The sequence below is a fragment of the Kitasatospora sp. NPDC048296 genome (genome assembly GCF_043201815.1).
Classification (GTDB): domain Bacteria; phylum Actinomycetota; class Actinomycetes; order Streptomycetales; family Streptomycetaceae; genus Kitasatospora.
The window spans coordinates 22,354-38,831 of record NZ_JBICZB010000029.1 but is presented as its reverse complement, the minus strand read 5'-3'; the positions used below and the strand labels follow the sequence as shown (position 1 = coordinate 38,831).

At 72.4% G+C, this 16,478-nt stretch carries 11 protein-coding genes; 5 read left to right on the top strand and 6 right to left on the bottom strand.

Annotated elements, in window-relative coordinates:
• The first annotated feature begins 175 nt into the window (after positions 1–175).
• Complete coding sequence (locus ACGF12_RS19090) at positions 176–2,530, top strand: immune inhibitor A domain-containing protein (protein ID WP_393031000.1); 2,355 nt, start codon at positions 176–178, stop codon at positions 2,528–2,530.
• A 375-nt stretch (positions 2,531–2,905) separates the two neighbouring features.
• Positions 2,906–3,718, top strand: a complete 813-nt coding sequence (locus tag ACGF12_RS19085; RefSeq protein ID WP_393030997.1) for a M23 family metallopeptidase — start codon at positions 2,906–2,908, stop codon at positions 3,716–3,718.
• Between the two features lie 10 nt (positions 3,719–3,728).
• On the opposite strand, the gene ACGF12_RS19080 is transcribed toward ACGF12_RS19085, so the two are convergent.
• Positions 3,729–4,355, bottom strand: coding sequence for a TetR/AcrR family transcriptional regulator (locus ACGF12_RS19080; protein WP_393030995.1), 627 nt, complete (start codon positions 4,353–4,355; stop codon positions 3,729–3,731).
• A 221-nt stretch (positions 4,356–4,576) separates the two neighbouring features.
• Here ACGF12_RS19080 and ACGF12_RS19075 point away from each other — a divergent pair, with 221 nt between their 5' ends.
• A complete protein-coding gene (locus tag ACGF12_RS19075) occupies positions 4,577–6,172 on the top strand; it encodes an MDR family MFS transporter (RefSeq protein ID WP_393030992.1) in 1,596 nt (531 codons plus the stop codon).
• A gap of 112 nt (positions 6,173–6,284) precedes the next feature.
• Here ACGF12_RS19075 and ACGF12_RS19070 read toward each other — a convergent pair whose 3' ends face one another.
• A complete protein-coding gene (locus ACGF12_RS19070; RefSeq protein WP_393030990.1) occupies positions 6,285–7,205 on the bottom strand; it encodes an A/G-specific adenine glycosylase in 921 nt (306 codons plus the stop codon).
• A gap of 191 nt (positions 7,206–7,396) precedes the next feature.
• Between ACGF12_RS19070 and ACGF12_RS19065 the strand changes: the two genes are divergently transcribed.
• Positions 7,397–8,275 carry a hypothetical protein gene (locus ACGF12_RS19065; RefSeq protein WP_393030988.1) on the top strand — a complete coding sequence of 293 codons (879 nt, stop codon included), beginning with the start codon at positions 7,397–7,399 and terminating at the stop codon, positions 8,273–8,275.
• 130 nt (positions 8,276–8,405) lie between these two features.
• On the opposite strand, the gene disA is transcribed toward ACGF12_RS19065, so the two are convergent.
• Positions 8,406–9,464 carry a DNA integrity scanning diadenylate cyclase DisA gene (gene disA, locus ACGF12_RS19060; protein WP_270151163.1) on the bottom strand — a complete coding sequence of 353 codons (1,059 nt, stop codon included), beginning with the start codon at positions 9,462–9,464 and terminating at the stop codon, positions 8,406–8,408.
• Positions 9,465–9,666: 202 nt separating this feature from the next.
• Entirely contained in the window at positions 9,667–11,178 is a 1,512-nt protein-coding gene (gene radA / locus ACGF12_RS19055; RefSeq protein WP_393030985.1) for a DNA repair protein RadA, read from the bottom strand.
• Positions 11,179–11,319: 141 nt separating this feature from the next.
• On the opposite strand from radA, the gene ACGF12_RS19050 reads away from it, so the two are divergent.
• Positions 11,320–13,218, top strand: a complete 1,899-nt coding sequence (locus ACGF12_RS19050) for a sigma-70 family RNA polymerase sigma factor (protein ID WP_393030982.1) — start codon at positions 11,320–11,322, stop codon at positions 13,216–13,218.
• Between the two features lie 274 nt (positions 13,219–13,492).
• Here ACGF12_RS19050 and ACGF12_RS19045 read toward each other — a convergent pair whose 3' ends face one another.
• Both ACGF12_RS19045 and ACGF12_RS19040 read right to left on the bottom strand, forming a co-directional pair.
• On the bottom strand, positions 13,493–14,857 hold the full coding sequence (locus ACGF12_RS19045) for a DUF1254 domain-containing protein (protein WP_393030980.1): 1,365 nt from the start codon (positions 14,855–14,857) through the stop codon (positions 13,493–13,495).
• 48 nt (positions 14,858–14,905) lie between these two features.
• Positions 14,906–16,261 carry a DUF1254 domain-containing protein gene (locus ACGF12_RS19040; protein WP_393030977.1) on the bottom strand — a complete coding sequence of 452 codons (1,356 nt, stop codon included), beginning with the start codon at positions 16,259–16,261 and terminating at the stop codon, positions 14,906–14,908.
• Positions 16,262–16,478 lie beyond the last annotated feature (217 nt).

The following is a 16,478-nucleotide window of genomic DNA, read 5'->3' as shown; positions in this document are numbered from 1 at the left end:
GCGGTTGACATCCCGTCGGCTGATGTGAAGTCGGCGAGCATAGCGCCGTGCCCATGTCAGGGTCAAGACCTATCTTTTCTGCCCCCACTTCGGTCAAATGACGTCCACCTGTCTTTCATATTGGTTTACCGAGCCTTGGCCAAGAGTCGGCTCGGTCGGGGAGGGCGTCACAACGTTGAAAACCACCAGGAGAACCGCTGCGGTCACGACTGCCGCAGCGGTCATAGTCACGCTCGGCGCGGGCCTGTTCCCGGGCACCGCCGTCGCCGCCGGCGCGGCGCCGGTGCCGAAGGACCCCGCTGACGCCGTCCAGTCCGTCAACACCGAGCACAACATCCCTGGTCCGCTGACCGCGAAGGTGGAGGCCGAGCAGAAGGCCGCCACCGAGCAGCTGCTCGACGGCACCGCCCAGGTCGAGCAGCACAACGGCAGCACCAGCGTGAAGCTCGGCAAGGACAAGTACGTCGAGCTCGCCCGCGAGCGCACGGACAAGATCTTCACCATCCTGGTCGACTTCGGCGACCAGGTGGACAACACCACCAAGACGCCCGACGGCAAGGTCAAGTACGGCGGCGAGCCCGGCCCGAAGCACAACGAGATCGCGCAGCCGGACCGCGCCACCAACAACTCGACCGCCTGGCAGGCCGACTACAACCAGCAGCACTACCAGGACCTGTACTTCTCCAAGGACAAGCCCTCGCTGAAGACCTTCTACGAGAAGCAGTCCTCGGGCCGCTACTCGGTCGACGGCGTGGTCTCGGACTGGGTCCGGGTGCCGTGGAACGAGGCCCGGTACGGCTCGGACTACTGCGGTTCCAACGTCTGCTCCAGCGCCCAGGACCTGATCCGCGACGCCGTCGACATCTGGTACAAGGACCAGCTGGCGAAGGGTCAGACCAAGGAGCAGATCAAGGCGACGCTGGCCTCCTACGACCAGTGGGACCGCTACGGATCGCACCACGACGGGAACTTCAACCAGCCCGACGGGTACATCGACCACTTCCAGATCGTGCACGCCGGTGAGGACAAGTCGGCCGGTGGCGGCAAGCAGGGCAACAAGGCCCTGTGGGCGCACCGTTCGTACGTCTACGGCAACCTGAACGGCCAGGCCGGCCCCGACGGCAACAAGCTCGGCGGCGTCCAGGTCGGTGACTCCGGCTTCTGGATCGGCGACTACACGATGCAGCCGGAGAACGGCGGCCTCGGCGTCTTCGCCCACGAGTACGGCCACGACCTCGGTCTGCCGGACCTCTACGACACCGCGGGCAAGGGCATCGACAACTCGGTCGGCTTCTGGTCGCTGATGTCCTCCGGCTCCTGGCTCGGCGAGGGCAAGGACAGCATCGGCGACATGCCGGACGACCTGGACGCCTGGAGCAAGTACAAGCTCGGCTGGCTGAAGGCGGACCACGCCAAGGCCGGCACCGAGTCGACCCACCACATCGGCCCGGTCGAGTACAACAGCAAGCTCCCGCAGGCGCTGATCGTCGACCTGCCGAAGAAGAGCATCACCACCGACATCAACAAGCCGTTCAGCGGCAACACCGAGTGGTGGAGCGGCAGCGCCGACAACCTCAACGTCACGCTGACCCGGGACATCGACCTGACCGGCAAGACCAAGGCCAGCATCAACGCCAAGGCCTGGTACGAGCTGGAGCCGGACTTCGACTACGCCTTCGGCGAGGTCTCCGCCGACGGCGGCAAGACCTGGACCGTGGTGGACGGCACCTGGAACGGAGCCGCGCTGCCCAGGGAGAACGGCCGCCCGGCCCTCAGCGGCCTGACCGCCGCCTGGGGCGACCTGTCCTTCCCGCTGGACGCCTACGCCGGCAAGCAGATCAAGTTCCGCTACCACAACACCACCGACGGCGGCCTGCACTACCGCGGTCTGGCGGTGGACGACATCTCGGTGACCGCCGACGGCGCCACCGTCTTCAGCGACGACGTCGAGAAGGGTGACAACGGCTGGGCCACCGACGGCTTCACCCGCTTCGGCGGCTCGTACACCAAGGACTACGCGCAGTACTACATCGCGGAGAACCGGCAGTACGTGTCGTTCGACCAGACCCTGAAGACCGGCCCGTACAACTTCGGCTTCGGCGCCGACAAGCCGAGCTGGGTCGAGCACTACGCGTACCAGCCCGGTCTGCTGATCTGGTACTGGGACGAGTCGCAGACCGACAACAACGTCAGCGCCCACCCGGGCCAGGGTCTGATCCTCCCGGTCGACTCGCACCCGGCCCCGCTGAAGTGGACCGACGGCACCCTGATGCGTCCGCGCATGCAGGGCTTCGACTCCACCTTCGGCTCGCGTCGCGTCCCGGCGCTGACGCTGCACAAGAACGGCGTCGAGACGGTCATCCCGAAGTCCAAGGGCGTCGACGAGTTCAACGACCTGAAGTCCTGGTGGTCGAAGGACAACCCGTACAGCGGTGTTGACGTCCCGAAGACCGGCACCAGCATCGAGGTCGAGAACGAGTCCGCGAACTACCTGGAGACCTGGATCCGGGTCCGCCCGGTCGACAACTGATCGTCCTGACGGTCAGGCCGTGATCAGACGGCGCTGAAGTCTCCATGTCCGGCCCGTCCCGCAAGCGCGCGGGGGCGGGCCGGATTTCCTTTGCGCCGCCCTTGCGGCGCGTCTGGCGCCCCTTCGGACCCCGGGGCCGGGCGGCGGTCCGTCGGGGCGGATCCGGGTGGATCGGGTCTGTCGCCGACGATCCGATCTCATGATCGTTACTCCGTCGGCTTGAATCTCCGGCGCCGTGCTGACTACACGCCGTAGTACGTCACCGCGTTTGGGACTCCGCTCGGTGACGGTTGAAGCTGAGTGCTCCCCCGCTCAGCACGCGCCCGACCGGGCGCCTCGTGCTGCCCTCCGCACGACCGTGAGGTACGTCAGGCGATGTCCACCCTCCCGCCCGCGGGGCCGGCCCGGCCCCGGCACGCCACCCTGTCCGGCAGCCGGCAGCGGGCCGAGCGCGACCACACGGTGCTCTCCGCCGGGGCGGCCGCGGTCCTGCTGGCGAGCTCGGTGCTGCTGGCCGCGCCGGGCAGCGCCTCGGCGCAGACCGTGCGGCCGACCACGCCGGGCAGTTCGGCCTTCACGGCTCCACAGGCGGCGGTACCCAACCCGGGCCTGGTCCAGGTGGCCGGCCCCAGCCCGTACAAGCTGCCCGACGACGCCGCCTCGGCGCAGGCGTTCGTGGCGGTGGCGCCCAACCTGCTGCCGGCCGCGGCACCCGCCGCCACCCCGGAGCCAGTGCCGGAGCCGGAGCCGGAGCCCACACCGGCCCCCGCTCCCGTACCCGGCTGGTCGGCCCCGGTGCCGGACGCGCCGACCAGCAATCCGTACGGGGTGGCCGATTCCGAGTACGCCGCCGGGTACCACACCGGGGTGGACTTCGCGGTCGACCCGGGCACCCCGGTGCTGGCGGTCGGCGACGCGACCGTGGTCTCGGCCCGCTGGGACGGCGCGTACGGCAAGGAGGTCGTGCTGCGGCTCACCGACGGGCACTTCGCGCAGTACGCCCACCTGTCGGCGCTGTCGGTCTCGCGGGGCGACCACGTGCCGGCGGGCGAGCGGGTCGGGCTGTCCGGGAGCACCGGCAACTCGACCGGGCCGCACCTGCACTTCGAGATCCGCACCAGCAACCGCTACGGTGCGGTGATCAACCCGATCGCCTACCTCTCCGGACACGGCGTCACGGCGTTCTGAGGCGTGGCGCTCAGCCGGTGACGCGGGGGTGGATCCGGCCGCCGATCTCCAGTGCGATGTCCCGGGCCGCCTCGAGCGCCTCGTCCAGGCTGGCCGAGGGCAGCTTCTCGCCCCACACGTTCTCGGTGCGGTCGCAGTCCGTGGCGTCCTGCTTGAGCAGGAAGAACGCCGAGTGGACGCTGAACAGCGCCATCGCGGCCCGCAGCCGCTCGTGGAAGTCCGCGTCCGGCCCGTGCACCAGCTGCATCATGGTGATCACGCGGTCCCGGAAGGCCACCCCGGCCGGGGAGTCGCGCAGCGCGGGCTGGTTCTCGTGGAAGAAGCGCAGCAGCGGCGCCCGCTCAGGCATCCCGTCCGCGTAACGGCGGATCAGCTCGTCGCGCATCTCCGGGCTCCAGGTCTGCTTCCGGCCCCACTCGATGGTCTCGTCGATCGGCGCGGCCATCCGCTCGACGATGCCCAGGACGATGTCGTCCTTGGTCTTGAAGTGGTAGTAGAGCGCGGCCTTGGTGACGCCCAGGCGGTCGGCGATCTCGCGCAGTGAGGTCTGCTCGTAGCCCTGCTCGGAGAAGAGCTCCAGCGACACCTCGATGATGCGAGCCCGGGTGTCGCTGCGGGGGCTGTGCGGAGTGCCCATGGCCTGCCTCATGACTGCGTCGGTGACTGCTGCGGACCCCGGGATGGCATCCGCCCCGGGCTCATTCTCCCTGCCCAGATGGCCGATCGGAAAACTGGCTTGACGACCGGCTAGGAAACAACTTACCGTACCGACGATCGATAAACTAGCCGGGCGACAAGTAAGTGATCGCCGCACGGCGCGACGAACGTCCGAAACACCCCTCCGGGAGACCCCACCCCATGTCACAGTCCAAGACCGCCGGCCCGGCACCGGAGGACAAGACGGCCGAGGAGGAGCAGCCGCGGTCACCCCGCGAGATCCGCCTCGTGATGGTCGGCTTGGTCGTCACGATGCTGCTGGCCATGCTCGACAACCTGATCGTCGGCACCGCGATGCCGACCATCGTCGGTGACCTCGGCGGCGCCGAGCACCTGTCCTGGGTGGTCACCGCCTACACCCTGGCCACCGCCGCCTCCACGCCGATCTGGGGCAAGCTCGGCGACCTCTACGGCCGCAAGGGCATCTTCCTCACCTCGATCGTGATCTTCCTGGTGGGCTCGGCGCTGTCCGGCCTGTCGCAGAACATGAACGAGCTGATCGGCTTCCGCGCCCTGCAGGGCCTCGGCGCCGGCGGTCTGATGGTCGGCGTCATGTCGATCATGGGCGCGCTCGTCCCGCCGCGCGACCGCGGCAAGTACCAGGGCATGTTCGCCGCGGTGATGGCGCTGGCCACCATCGGCGGCCCGCTGGTCGGCGGCTTCATCACCGACCACCTGAGCTGGCACTGGACCTTCTACATCAACCTGCCGCTCGGCGTGATAGCCCTCGCCGTCGTCGTCGTCACCCTGAAGCTGCCGAAGGTCCGCAACAACGCCCGGATCGACTACCTCGGCGCGATCCTGCTCACCGTCGGCATCACCTCGCTCGTGCTGATCACCACCTGGGGCGGCCAGCAGTACGCCTGGGGCTCCAAGGAGATCCTCGGCCTGGCCGCGCTCTCCGCCGCCTCGCTGATCACCTTCTGCTACGTCGAGCAGCGGGTCGACGAGCCGATGCTGCCGCTGAGCCTGTTCAAGAACCTGAACTTCACCCTGGTCTCGATCATCGGCTTCATCGTCGGCTTCGTGATGTTCGGCTCGACCGTCTTCCTGCCGCTCTACCAGCAGATCGTCCAGGGCGCCTCGGCGACCAACTCCGGCCTGCTGCTGATGCCGATGATGTTCGGCATGCTGGTCGTCTCGCTGGTGGTCGGTCAGACCGTCACCAAGACCGGCAAGTACCGGATCTTCCCGATCATCGGCACCATCGTGATGACCGGCGGCCTGATCCTGCTCTCCACCATGGGCACCGAGACCAGCAGGTTCACCTCGGCCTGCTGGATGATCGTGCTCGGCGCCGGCATGGGCTTCCTGATGCAGATCACCATGCTGGTCTCGCAGAACAGCGTCGAGCTCAAGGACATGGGCGTGGCCAGCTCCACCGCCACCCTGTTCCGCACCATCGGCGGTTCCTTCGGTGTCGCGCTGTTCGGCGCGCTGTTCAACAACCGGGTGACCGACACCATGAAGGAGCGGCTCGGCGAGCACGCCTCGTCGGGCGGCGGCGTGAAGGACCCGGGCCAGATGAGCCCGGCCGCACTGCGCAAGCTGCCCGAGGCCGTCCAGGACGCCTACCACCACGCGGTGTCCAACGGCATGCACACCGTCTTCCTGTGCGGCGCCGGGGTGGCCGTGATCGCCATCGCCGCCGCGGTGTTCCTGCGCGAGGTGCCGCTGCGCGGTGCCGGCAAGGACGAGAAGCCGGCCGAGTCCTCGCTGGAGGCGGCGGCCGTCTGACGGTCCCGCTTCGAACGGCGCCCCCGGGAGGTTCTCCTCCCGGGGGCGCCGTTCTGTTGCCTGCCGCTGTTGCCTGCCGCTGTCACCTACCGCTGTTACCTACCGCTGTTCGCTACTGCGGGAGCCGGTAGACACCCTGTTCGACCGGCTCGACCAGGCCGTCCGCGACCAGGCCGTCCAGGGCCCGGGCCCGCTGCACGGCGTCCGGCCAGACGACGTCCAGGCGGGCCTGGGGAACCGAGCCGTGCGCCTCGCGCAGCACCGCGAGCAGTTTGCCGCGCACCTGGCGGTCCGTCCCCTCGTAGGACTGGCCGCGCCGGGCCGGGCCCTCGTACGCGGGGCGGCCGGCCCGCTGCCAGGCGCAGCCGGCGAACAGCGGGCAGTCCCCGCACTCCGGGCCTCGGGCGGTGCAGACCAGCGCGCCCAGCTCCATCACGCCGACCGCCCAGGTGGCGGCGGTCTCGGCGTCGTCGGGCAGCAGGGCGGTCGCGGTACGGCGCTCGGCGGCGGTGGTGGCCTGGGCCGGGTACTCGACGCCGGTCACCGCGCGGGCGAAGACCCGGCGGACGTTGGTGTCCAGCACCACGTGCCGCTGGCGGAAGGCGAAGGAGGCGACCGCGGCGGCGGTGTACTCCCCCACCCCGGGCAGCGAGAGCAGGGTGGCGTGGTCGTCCGGGACCTCGCCGCCGTGCTCCTCGGTGATCGCCACGGCGGCCGCGTGCAGCCGCAGCGCGCGTCGGGGGTAGCCCAGCCGGCCCCACATCCTGACCGCCTCGCCGGACGCCTCGGCGGCGAGGTCGGCCGGGGTGGGCCAGCGGGTCATCCAGGCCTGCCAGGCGGGCAGCACCCGCTTCACCGGGGTCTGCTGGAGCATGAACTCGCTCACCATGACCGCCCAGGGCGTCGCGTCGGGGGTCCGCCAGGGCAGGTCGCGCTTGCTGGCCTCGTACCAGTCGAGGACGGTCGAGTGCAGCAGCGGCAGGGGCATCGGCAGCCGGGGGGCGGGGACGGCGGCGGTGGTGTCGGCAGTCATGGCCCTTCGATCCTCCCATGCCGGGGAACGCGACCGAAGTGGAGGATTCGGCTCCGGACGGGCCGGAAATCGCCCGGAAAGCCGGTCCGGGGGCTCCCTCGAACGGCTCAAACGGCGGATCATGTGAAGGAAGGGACGACTGTGCGGTGTTGGTGGAGCACTAGCCACACACAGTCTCGTAGAGTTTGATCGTGCCCTCTCTGCGTCAACCCGTGGGACCGCTGCCGGCCTCGATCTACTGGCGTCGGCGCATCGTCGTGCTCGCCGCCGTCGCGGCGGTCATCGCCCTGATCGCCTGGCTGATGACCGATCAGGGCGGGGGCGGTGACGGCGGCTCACCGAACAAGGCCGCACAGGCCGTACCACCCCAGTCCCAGAGCCAGTCCCCCGCGCAGGCGATCACGCCAGGCGCCTCCCCGAGCGGCCCCGCGGCACGCCCGGGCGGCGGCACCGGGGGAACCGGCGGCCCGGCCAGCGGCGGCGGCAGCGAGGTCGGCCTCAGCGGCGGCTCCGGCGGCGGTGCCAACCCGGCGCCGGCGGGCGGCTCCGGTGCCGCGGGCGGGTCCGGTGGTTCCAGCGGTTCCGGCGGGTCCGGGAACGGCGGGGCGTCCGGCGGGTCGGGCGGTGGGGCTCCGGCGGTGAACACGCCCGAGGTGATGGCCCTCCCGATCTGCACCTCTTCGCAGGTGGCCCTGGAACTGAGCCCCAGCCAGAACCCCTACCAGCCCAAGGACAAGCCGAAGCTGGCCCTGACGGTCAAGAACTCCGGCGCCAACTGCCGGGTGGACCTGGGCCGCACCACCTCCGTTCTCACGGTCAGCGGCAACAACAACGACCGGGTCTGGTCCTCCGGGGACTGCCCGCCCGACAAGGGCAGCATCTGGGTGCAGATCCCGGCGAACAGCAACCAGACCGAGACCTTCACCTGGGACCGCAGCCGCAGCAAGCCGCAGTGCGCGACCGCCGACCAGACGGCGCCGCCGAACGGGACCTACGTGGTGCTCGCGGAGCTCACCGGGCTCTCGGGGGACAAGGTGTCGGCGCGGACGTCGATCCGACTGGACGGCTGAGAATCAGTCAACTCGCTTCGGAGCCCCGGTCGCAGGTGCGACCGGGGCTCCGGCGTTCCCGGGCCCCGGAAACGCGGAACGGCCCCAGGGGAAGCGTTTCTCCCGGGGCCGTTCGCCGATTGCGCGCCGGTCAGACGTAGCGCTCCAGGATGGACGATTCGGCAAGGCGGGACAGGCCCTCGCGGACCGAGCGGGCGCGGGTCTCGCCGACGCCCTCGACCGTCTGCAGGTCGTCGATGCTGGCGGCGAGCAGCTTCTGCAGGCCGCCGAAGTGCTCGACCAGGCGCTCTATCACCGTGTTCGGCAGGCGCGGGATCTTCGCCAGCAGGCGGTAGCCGCGCGGGGAGACGGCGGCGTCCAGGGACTCCGGCGAGCCGGAGTAGCCGAGCGCCTTGGCGACCGTCTGCAGGTCCAGCAGCTCGGCGTGGGTGAGCGCCTCCAGGTCGGCCAGCACCTCGGTGACCGTCCGGCCCTTCTTGGCGGCCCGCTCCGGGAAGTAGTCCCGGGCGACCAGTTCGCGCTCCGGCTCCACGCCCGCGATCAGCTCGTCCAGCTGGAGCGAGAGCAGCCGGCCGTCGATGCCGAGCTCCAGCACGTAGCCGGCGATCTCGGTGGCGATCAGCCGGACCATCTCCAGTCGCTGGGCCACGGCCGTGACGTCCCGGACCGTCACCAGGTCCTCGATCTCCAGCGCGGAGAGCGTGCCGGCCACCTCGTCCAGGCGCAGCTTGTAGCGCTCCAGGGTGGCCAGCGCCTGGTTGGCGCGGGACAGGACCGTGGTCGAGTCCTCCAGGACCCGGCGGGTGCCGTTGACGTACATCGCGATCAGCCGCATCGAGTGCGAGACCGCGACCACCGGGTAGCCGGTCTGCCGGTTGACCCGCTCGGCGGTGCGGTGGCGGGTGCCGGTCTCGTCGGTGGGGATGGTCGAGTCCGGCATCAGGTGCACGCCGGCCCGGACGATCTTGGTGATGTCCTTGTCGAGCACCACGGCGCCGTCGAGCTTGCACAGCTCGCGCAGCCGGGTGGCGCTGAACTCGACGTCCAGGACGAAGCCGCCGGTGCACAGCGACTCGACGGTCTTGTCGAAACCCAGCACGATCAGGCCACCGGTGTTGGCCCGCAGGACCCGCTCCAGGCCGTCACGAAGCGCGGTACCGGGCGCGATGGCGGTGAGGGAGGCCCGCAGCAGGGCCTCCTCACGGGAGGCCCTGTCCGCCCCCCGGTCGCTGGCTGCCACGTGACTCCTCCGGTCGACCCCGTGCCGCGCGCCTCGCGCCGTGCGCCGGTCCGCGGTCTGTTGCTCTGTCGCTCAGTACCGCTCCGGTACTGCCTTCTGGCCAATGAGACTGGGGAGAGTCTAACTGCGTGCGGCTTCGGCAGGGCTTGGGTCAGCGCAGTTCGTCGGAGTCGAGCGGCTCCCAGCCGTCCATCAGCTCCTCCGGGTAGGCCGGGACCTTCGCCGCGCGGGGCGCCGGCGGCGCCGACGGGGCCTCACCACGCCCCTCGCCGCGCGGCTTGGCGGCGGCCCGGTGGCGGCCCGGGATGGCCCGCAGCGCCTCGCCGATGTCGGCCACCTCGACCACCTTCATGCCCGGCGGCACCTTGCCCGGGTCCGGCGGGACCAGGGCGTGGGTGAAGCCCAGCCGGTGCGCCTCGGCGAGCCGCCGCTGGACACCCGTCACCCGCCGCACCTCGCCCGCCAGGCCGACCTCGCCGATCGCCACCAGGTTGCTGGGCAGCGGGGTGTCCGTGGAGGAGCTGGCCACCGCGAGCGCGACCGCGAGGTCCGCGGACGGCTCGGTCAGCTTCACCCCGCCGACCGTCGCGGTGTAGATGTCCTGCTTGCCGAGCTTCACCCCGCCGTGCCGCTCGACCACGGCCAGGATCATCGCGATCCGGGGCGACTCCAGGCCCGAGGTCGTCCGGCGCGGGGACGGGATCTGCGAATCCACCATCAGCGCCTGCACCTCGGCCACCAGCGGGCGCTTGCCCTCCAGGGTGACGGTGAGGCAGGTGCCCGGGACGGGCTTGTCACGCCTGGTCAGGAAGAGGCCGGAGGGGTCGGCCAGGCCGACGATGCCCTCGTCGTGCAGCTCGAAGCAGCCCACCTCGTCGGTGGCGCCGTAGCGGTTCTTGACCCCGCGGATCAGCCGCAGCCGGGCGTGCCGGTCGCCCTCGAAGCTCAGCACCACGTCCACCAGGTGCTCCAGCAGGCGCGGGCCGGCGATCTGGCCGTCCTTGGTGACGTGGCCGACCAGGAGGGTCGCCATGCCGCGCTCCTTGGACGTCCGGATCAGCGCGCCCGCCACCTCACGGACCTGGGCCGGGCCGCCGGGGGCGCCGTCCAGCTCGGCCGAGGCGATGGTCTGCACCGAGTCCAGGATCAGCAGGCCGGGGTTGACCGCCTCGATGTGCCCGAGCACCGCGCCGAGGTCGGACTCGGCGGCGAGGTAGAGGTGCTCGGAGAGGGCGTTGATCCGGTCCGCCCGCAGCCGCACCTGGCCGGCCGACTCCTCGCCGGTGACGTAGAGCGTGCGGTGCTGGGCGGTGGCCGCCTTGGCCGCGACGTCCAGCAGCAGGGTGGACTTGCCGACGCCGGGCTCACCGGCCAGCAGGACCACCGCGCCGGGGACCAGGCCGCCGCCGAGCACCCGGTCCAGCTCCGGCACACCCGTCGAACGGGCCGTCGCGACCTGGCCGTCCACCTGGGCGATCGGACGGGCGGGCGCGCTGACCGGGCCCGCCGCCGTGGTGCGGATCGGCACCGCGCCGTACTCCTCGACCGTGCCCCAGGCGTTGCACTCCGGGCAGCGGCCGACCCACTTGGGCAGCTGGTTGCCGCACTCGGTGCAGCGGTAGGCCGGGCGCGGCTTGGCGGTGGTCTTGGAACGCGGAGGCATGCGGCCCACCGTAGCGCCTGGGTACGACAACGCCGGTCCTCGCTGCGGGACCCACACAGATGGGCGATGCCGTTACCCGAAAGAAGTACATACCCGGTGAATGGCGGGGCCTGGCGGTCCGGTGTCCCTACCGTCGGACGGGTGACAACGCGAACTGTTGGGGCCGGACCCGGGTCGCAGGCCGCCGCCGTCCTCGCGGCGTACGACCGGCAGACGGACGGCCTGTTCACCTACTGCCTCTCGGTGCTGTGCGAGCACGACGCGGCCGCCGACGCCCTGCGCGAGGTCGGCGAACTGGCCCGGCGGCACGGCGGCCGACTGGCCGAACCCGGGCTGGTCCGGGCCTGGCTGTTCTCGCTCGCCCGCTACTGCTGCCTGCGGCGACTGGCCGACGGCGGCGCCCGGGAGCCCGGGCCGGAGCCCGGCGAGGCCGAGGCCGCCCGGCGGCGCCGCGAGCTGGCCTCGCTCGCCTGGCCGGAGGCGGCCGGAACGAACCCGGAGCAGCGCGAGGCGCTGGAGCTGTCCGTCCGCCACCGGCTCACCCCGCTGGAGGTGGCGGCGGTGCTGGGTCTGCCGTTCGACCGGACCCGGGAGCTGCTCGCCGCCGCCGAGACCGAGGTCGCCCGGACCAGGGCGGCGCTGCTGGTGCTCGGGGTGGGCAGCTGCCCGGAACTGGACCGGCTCGGCGGGGCCGGGGCGGAGTCCTGGCGGGACTGGGTGCTCGGGCCGGCGCTGCGGCGGGAGCTGGTGCAGCACGTGGTGGACTGCCCGACCTGCCGGGGGACGGCGGAGCGGGTGGCGGCCGGGGAGGCGGCGGAGGGCGCGGCGGGACTGTCGGGGCTGCCGCTGCTGAGTGCGCCTGCTCCGGGTTCGTCGGTGTCCTCGGTGTCCGCGGTGTCCTCGGTTTCCTCGGCGGACGGGGTGGGGTACCTGCCGTCGGCGGGTGCGGCCGGTGCGGCGGGGCGGCGGGGCCCGGCGGTCGCCGAGCCCGGACTGCGGTTCGACCACGGCGGCTTCCCCCGGCACCGGGCGCCGGACGCGGGCCGCGGCCTGGCGGTCCGGCGGCGGGTGGTGACCACCGGGGTGGTGGCGGCGGTGCTGGCGGCGCCGGTGGTCGCGCTCTGGGCCGGGCACCGGGGCGGCGGGTCGGGGTCGGCGGCCTCGGTCTCGGCGGTGCGGGTGGACGAGGCCGGACGGGAGGCCGGGCAGCGGCCGCAGCCGTGGTCGGCGGGGGCCGCCGGTGGCACCGAGGGAGCGGGGATGCCGGGGCTGGAGCTCGCGGGCGCGGGGGTGGGGCCCGGTGGTTCGGCCGGTTCGGGTGGTGCAGAAACGTTGCTGCCGGGCTTTCCGCGGCTCAGCTTCCAGGGCCCGCTGGTCCCGGTCCCGGGCCGGGGCGCGACCCCCCTCAGCAGCCCGGCCCTGGTCGCCGCCCCGGCCCCCTCGGTCGAACAGGTCGCCGCCCCGGGGACGGGCCCGGCCGGCCGGGCCCCCGCCGGACTGCTCACCGTCGAGGCCGGCGAGTACGGCAGCCGCACGGTGCTCACCCTCACCAACTCCGGCACCACGGAGATCCGTTGGCACGCCGTGACGGACGCTGCCTGGCTCCGGCTCAGCCGCGACTCGGGGACGCTGGCGCCGGGGCAGCGGATCACCGTGATCGTCACCGTGGACGAGGACCTCGCGCCCACCACCCCCTGGACCGCCCGGATCGCCCTACCGCCCTCCCAGGCGGTGGTCACCCTGGAAGGCGGCCCGCAGAACCGGGGCGGGTCGGCGTCCTCCTCGGCGGAGCCGCCGTCGACACCGAGCGGTACGGCGTCGCCCACGGGCACCGCGACGGCAACGGCCACGGGATCGGCATCGGCATCGGCATCGCCGAGCCGGACAGGGGCACCCTCACCGTCGGGCTCCAGCTCTCCGACGACGCAGCCCTCGCCCTCCGGGCCGCCGACCGGCACGCCGAGGCCGTCGGCGACCCCGACCGGCAGCGCCTCCCCGCACCCGACCGGCACGGCGACGGCTTCGCCGTCAGGGCACTGACGGGGGCCGGCTCCAACGGTCGGCGAGGCGGTTGAGCGGACTCGCGGACGGATGCGGGGCGGACGCGAAGGCGTCCGCCCCGCCCGTCCCCGCGAGGTCGGAGCTGTCCCCGTTCGAAGGGGCGGGGCCGGCTTGAGACGGGCCCGACACCACCCGCCCGACTCCGCGGGCACGAGCACGAAAGCAACCACCCGCCGGACCGGGAGACGGCCGGCCGGCCTCGCCCGGTGAATCCGGGAGAGGTGCCGTCCACCTGCGGCCGGGGGCGCGCGGGTCAGGTGCGGTGGATCGGGGGGATCTGGTAGGTGCCGTCCAGGACGGTCGGCTTGGGTTGGTAGAGGCGGATGATCGGGCGGAACTCGCCGTGGGGGGTGGGGAGCCAGTTGGCGGCGGTCGTGGGGTCCTCGGGTTGGTCGTGTTGGAGGGTGAGGGTGAGGGAGCCGTCGTCGCCGTAGACCAGGCCGGGGGTTCGGTCGCCGATGGAGTAGCGGTCGACGGGGTTCTCGACCAGGTAGTAGTCGGGGACGGAGTACATGGTGACGGACCAGAAGGCCTCGGCGGGCGGGGGCTGGTCGAAGCGGAGGGTGTAGCTGTTGGCGCCGGTGAGCGGGCGGCCGTCGGAGTCGTCGTAGGTCGTCGCGTACGAGGCCTCGTAGGCGTGGTTGCCCCAGAGACCGGCACGGGCGGCGGCGGCCCGGCTGAGGTAGGCGGCGCGGCGGTCGGGGATGCGCCACTCGGGGTCGTGGAGGGTGCCGGGGCCCAGGTGGTCGAGGTTGTAGTCGAAGAGGTGGAGCGCGGAGCGCCATTCGCCGGGCGGGTGGTCCTCGGGCGGGCGGGTGGCGTCCTCGACCCGTTCGCGTCCGGCGGCCAGGCCCTTGGCGAGTGCGAGGGTCCAATCGGCGGCGGCCGCGCGGTAGGGCGAGGCGCCGTCGTCCAGCAGGCCGAGCGGGGCGAAGCGGCGCTGGTACTCGATGTCGGGGGTGGCGGGCGGGAAGGCCTGCATCCACACCCGCAGGCGTTCGAAGAAGGCCAGCCGCTCGGGGACGTCCGGGTCGGGCTCGGGCAGTCCGGCGACCAGGCCGCCGGGCTCGGGCAGTCCGGCGACCAGGCCGCCGGGCTCCAGCGGTTCCAGGACCAGCCCGGCCTGCAGGGCCTTGACCCGGGGCAGGTCGCCCGGTCCGGCGCAGGCGAAGCGGCCGACGACGGTGCCGACGGTGGTCGGCAGCTCGATCACCCGGCTCGGGTCGGACGGGGTGCCGTGCCAGTCGGGCGGGACGATCAGCCAGGTCTGGGCGTCGGTGCCGGTGGCGCGGCGTCCGAGGTAGGCGACGTTGTCCGTCCAGGCGTCGATGAACTGGAGCACGTAGTAGGCGCCGGCGGTGTCCGGGACGTGCAGGACCAACGGGCCTTCGGAGAGGTCGAGTTGGGCGATCGAGTAGATCGTGTCGTTGTTGACCGAGACGAACTGGTCGCCCGGGCGGGCCAGCCGGGTCGCGTGGCTGAAGTGGTTGAACTGCTCCGCCGGGAGGGTGCCCAACCCGCCCTTGGCGAAGCGCTCGACCATGGTGAGGGCGGCGACGAGCGGGTAGCCGTAGACGTAGGCGTCGGCGGCCAGGGCCTCCAGCTCGGGCTGGTTCATCGGTGGTCCTTCGTACGGTCGGTCGGGGACGGTCCGGGGGCGGGGTGGTCAGCGCGGGTCGAGCGGCGGGAGCCGCCAGCGGCCGTCCAGGACGGACGGGTCGGGGCCGTAGAGCCGGATCACCACGGTGAACGGGCCGTCGGGGGCGGGCAGCCAGTTGGCGGAGTGCTGGGCGTCGGCGGGGCGCTTGTGCTGGACGTAGAGGGTGAGTCCGCCGTCCGGGTCACGGACCAGGTCCGGGGTGCGGTCGCCGATCGAGTAGCGGTCCAGGGTGTTGTCGACCAGGTGGCGCCCGGGCAGGGCGTACATCGTGGTGGACCAGAAGAAGCGGGCCGGGGGCAGGTCGTGCGGGCCGAAGCGGATCACGTGGTCGCGGTCGCTGGCGTTGGGCGGGCGGTGGCCGGCGGCGTCGGCGGTCCAGCTGCCGGACCAGACCTCTTCGGCGGGCAGCCCGGAGCGGCCGAGCTTCGCGCCGAGCGCCTGGCGCAGGAAGTCGGCACCGATCCGCTCGCGGGTGCCGAACAGGGCGGTCGTGTCGTGGAGTTCGGCGGCGGCACGCTCCAGCCGGGCCCTGCCGTCGGCGATGCCGCGTTCGATCTCGGCGCGGACGTCCAGCGGGAGAGTGGCGGGCTCGAACTCGCCTCGGCCGTCGACGCCGAGGTCGGCGAGGCGGCCGCGCAGGTCGACCTCGGCGGGCGGGAGCGGGGCGGCGCCCGGCCGCGGGCCGGTCAGCGGGAAGAAGCCGAGCAGGAAGTCGAGGAAGCAGAGGAACTCGACGGTGTCCATCACCTCGTCGCGCCAGACCGGCCAGACCGGCTCCGGGGCGGGGGCGGGCGCGGGGGTGTCGGCGTAGCGGTGCAGCGGGCGCAGCAGGTACTGCTCCTGGACGGCCTTCAGTTCGGCGATGTCGGCGGGGGTGGTCCCGGCGAGGTGGGTGCGGCCGACGATGCCGACCAGCCGGGTCGCGGTGCGGATGACGCCCTTGATGCCGGGCGGGGGCTCGCCCTGCCAGTCGGGGCCGGCCACCAGGTAGTCGCCGGCCTGCCGGCCGGTGGTCCGGGCGCCGACGGACCCGGCGTGGACGGTGTCGAGTTCGTGCACCGGGAGGACGTAGTAGCGGTCCTCGGCCGGGACGGAGACCACCCAGGGTTCGGCGCGCAGGTCGAGCCAGGCCCAGGAGTGCGGGGTGTCGTTGTCGGGGGAGACGACGTCGGTGTCGACGGGGGTGAAGGGCTGCGCGTGGTGGCGGAAGACGCCGAAGCCGCCGACGTACCCCGGGTCCGCCTCGTCCAGGGCCTGGGAGTAGAGGGTGCGGTAGTTCCGCAGGATCGGGTAGCCGCGGATCCAGGCCTCGGCGGCGGTGGCGCGGACGGTGGCCGGGTCCACGAGTGCCGGGTTGACCATGCTGTCGAGCTCCCAGTGCCGTATCCGGTACCGAATCAGGACATATCGGTACACCTGGGATGCTAAGTCGGGTGGGGTGGGGCGGCATGTCGGCTGCTCCGCCGCTCCGGCAAGGCCGACGGGACCGGTGGGGCCGGCGGGGCCGACGGGATTCGCTCGGCGCTTGCCCGGCGCTCTGCCCAGCGCGAATCCGGGCGTACGGGCGGGGCGGCCGGGA

Bases quoted from the DNA above. Each gene is read 5' to 3' on its own strand.
- ACGF12_RS19085 (WP_393030997.1), top strand. From the start codon at position 2,906: ATGTCCACCCTCCCGCCCGCGGGGCCGGCCCGGCCCCGGCACGCCACC.
- ACGF12_RS19080 (WP_393030995.1), bottom strand. From the start codon at position 4,355: ATGGGCACTCCGCACAGCCCCCGCAGCGACACCCGGGCTCGCATCATC.
- ACGF12_RS19075 (WP_393030992.1), top strand. From the start codon at position 4,577: ATGTCACAGTCCAAGACCGCCGGCCCGGCACCGGAGGACAAGACGGCC.
- ACGF12_RS19070 (WP_393030990.1), bottom strand. From the start codon at position 7,205: ATGACTGCCGACACCACCGCCGCCGTCCCCGCCCCCCGGCTGCCGATG.
- radA (WP_393030985.1), bottom strand. From the start codon at position 11,178: ATGCCTCCGCGTTCCAAGACCACCGCCAAGCCGCGCCCGGCCTACCGC.
- ACGF12_RS19045 (WP_393030980.1), bottom strand. From the start codon at position 14,857: ATGAACCAGCCCGAGCTGGAGGCCCTGGCCGCCGACGCCTACGTCTAC.
- ACGF12_RS19040 (WP_393030977.1), bottom strand. From the start codon at position 16,261: ATGGTCAACCCGGCACTCGTGGACCCGGCCACCGTCCGCGCCACCGCC.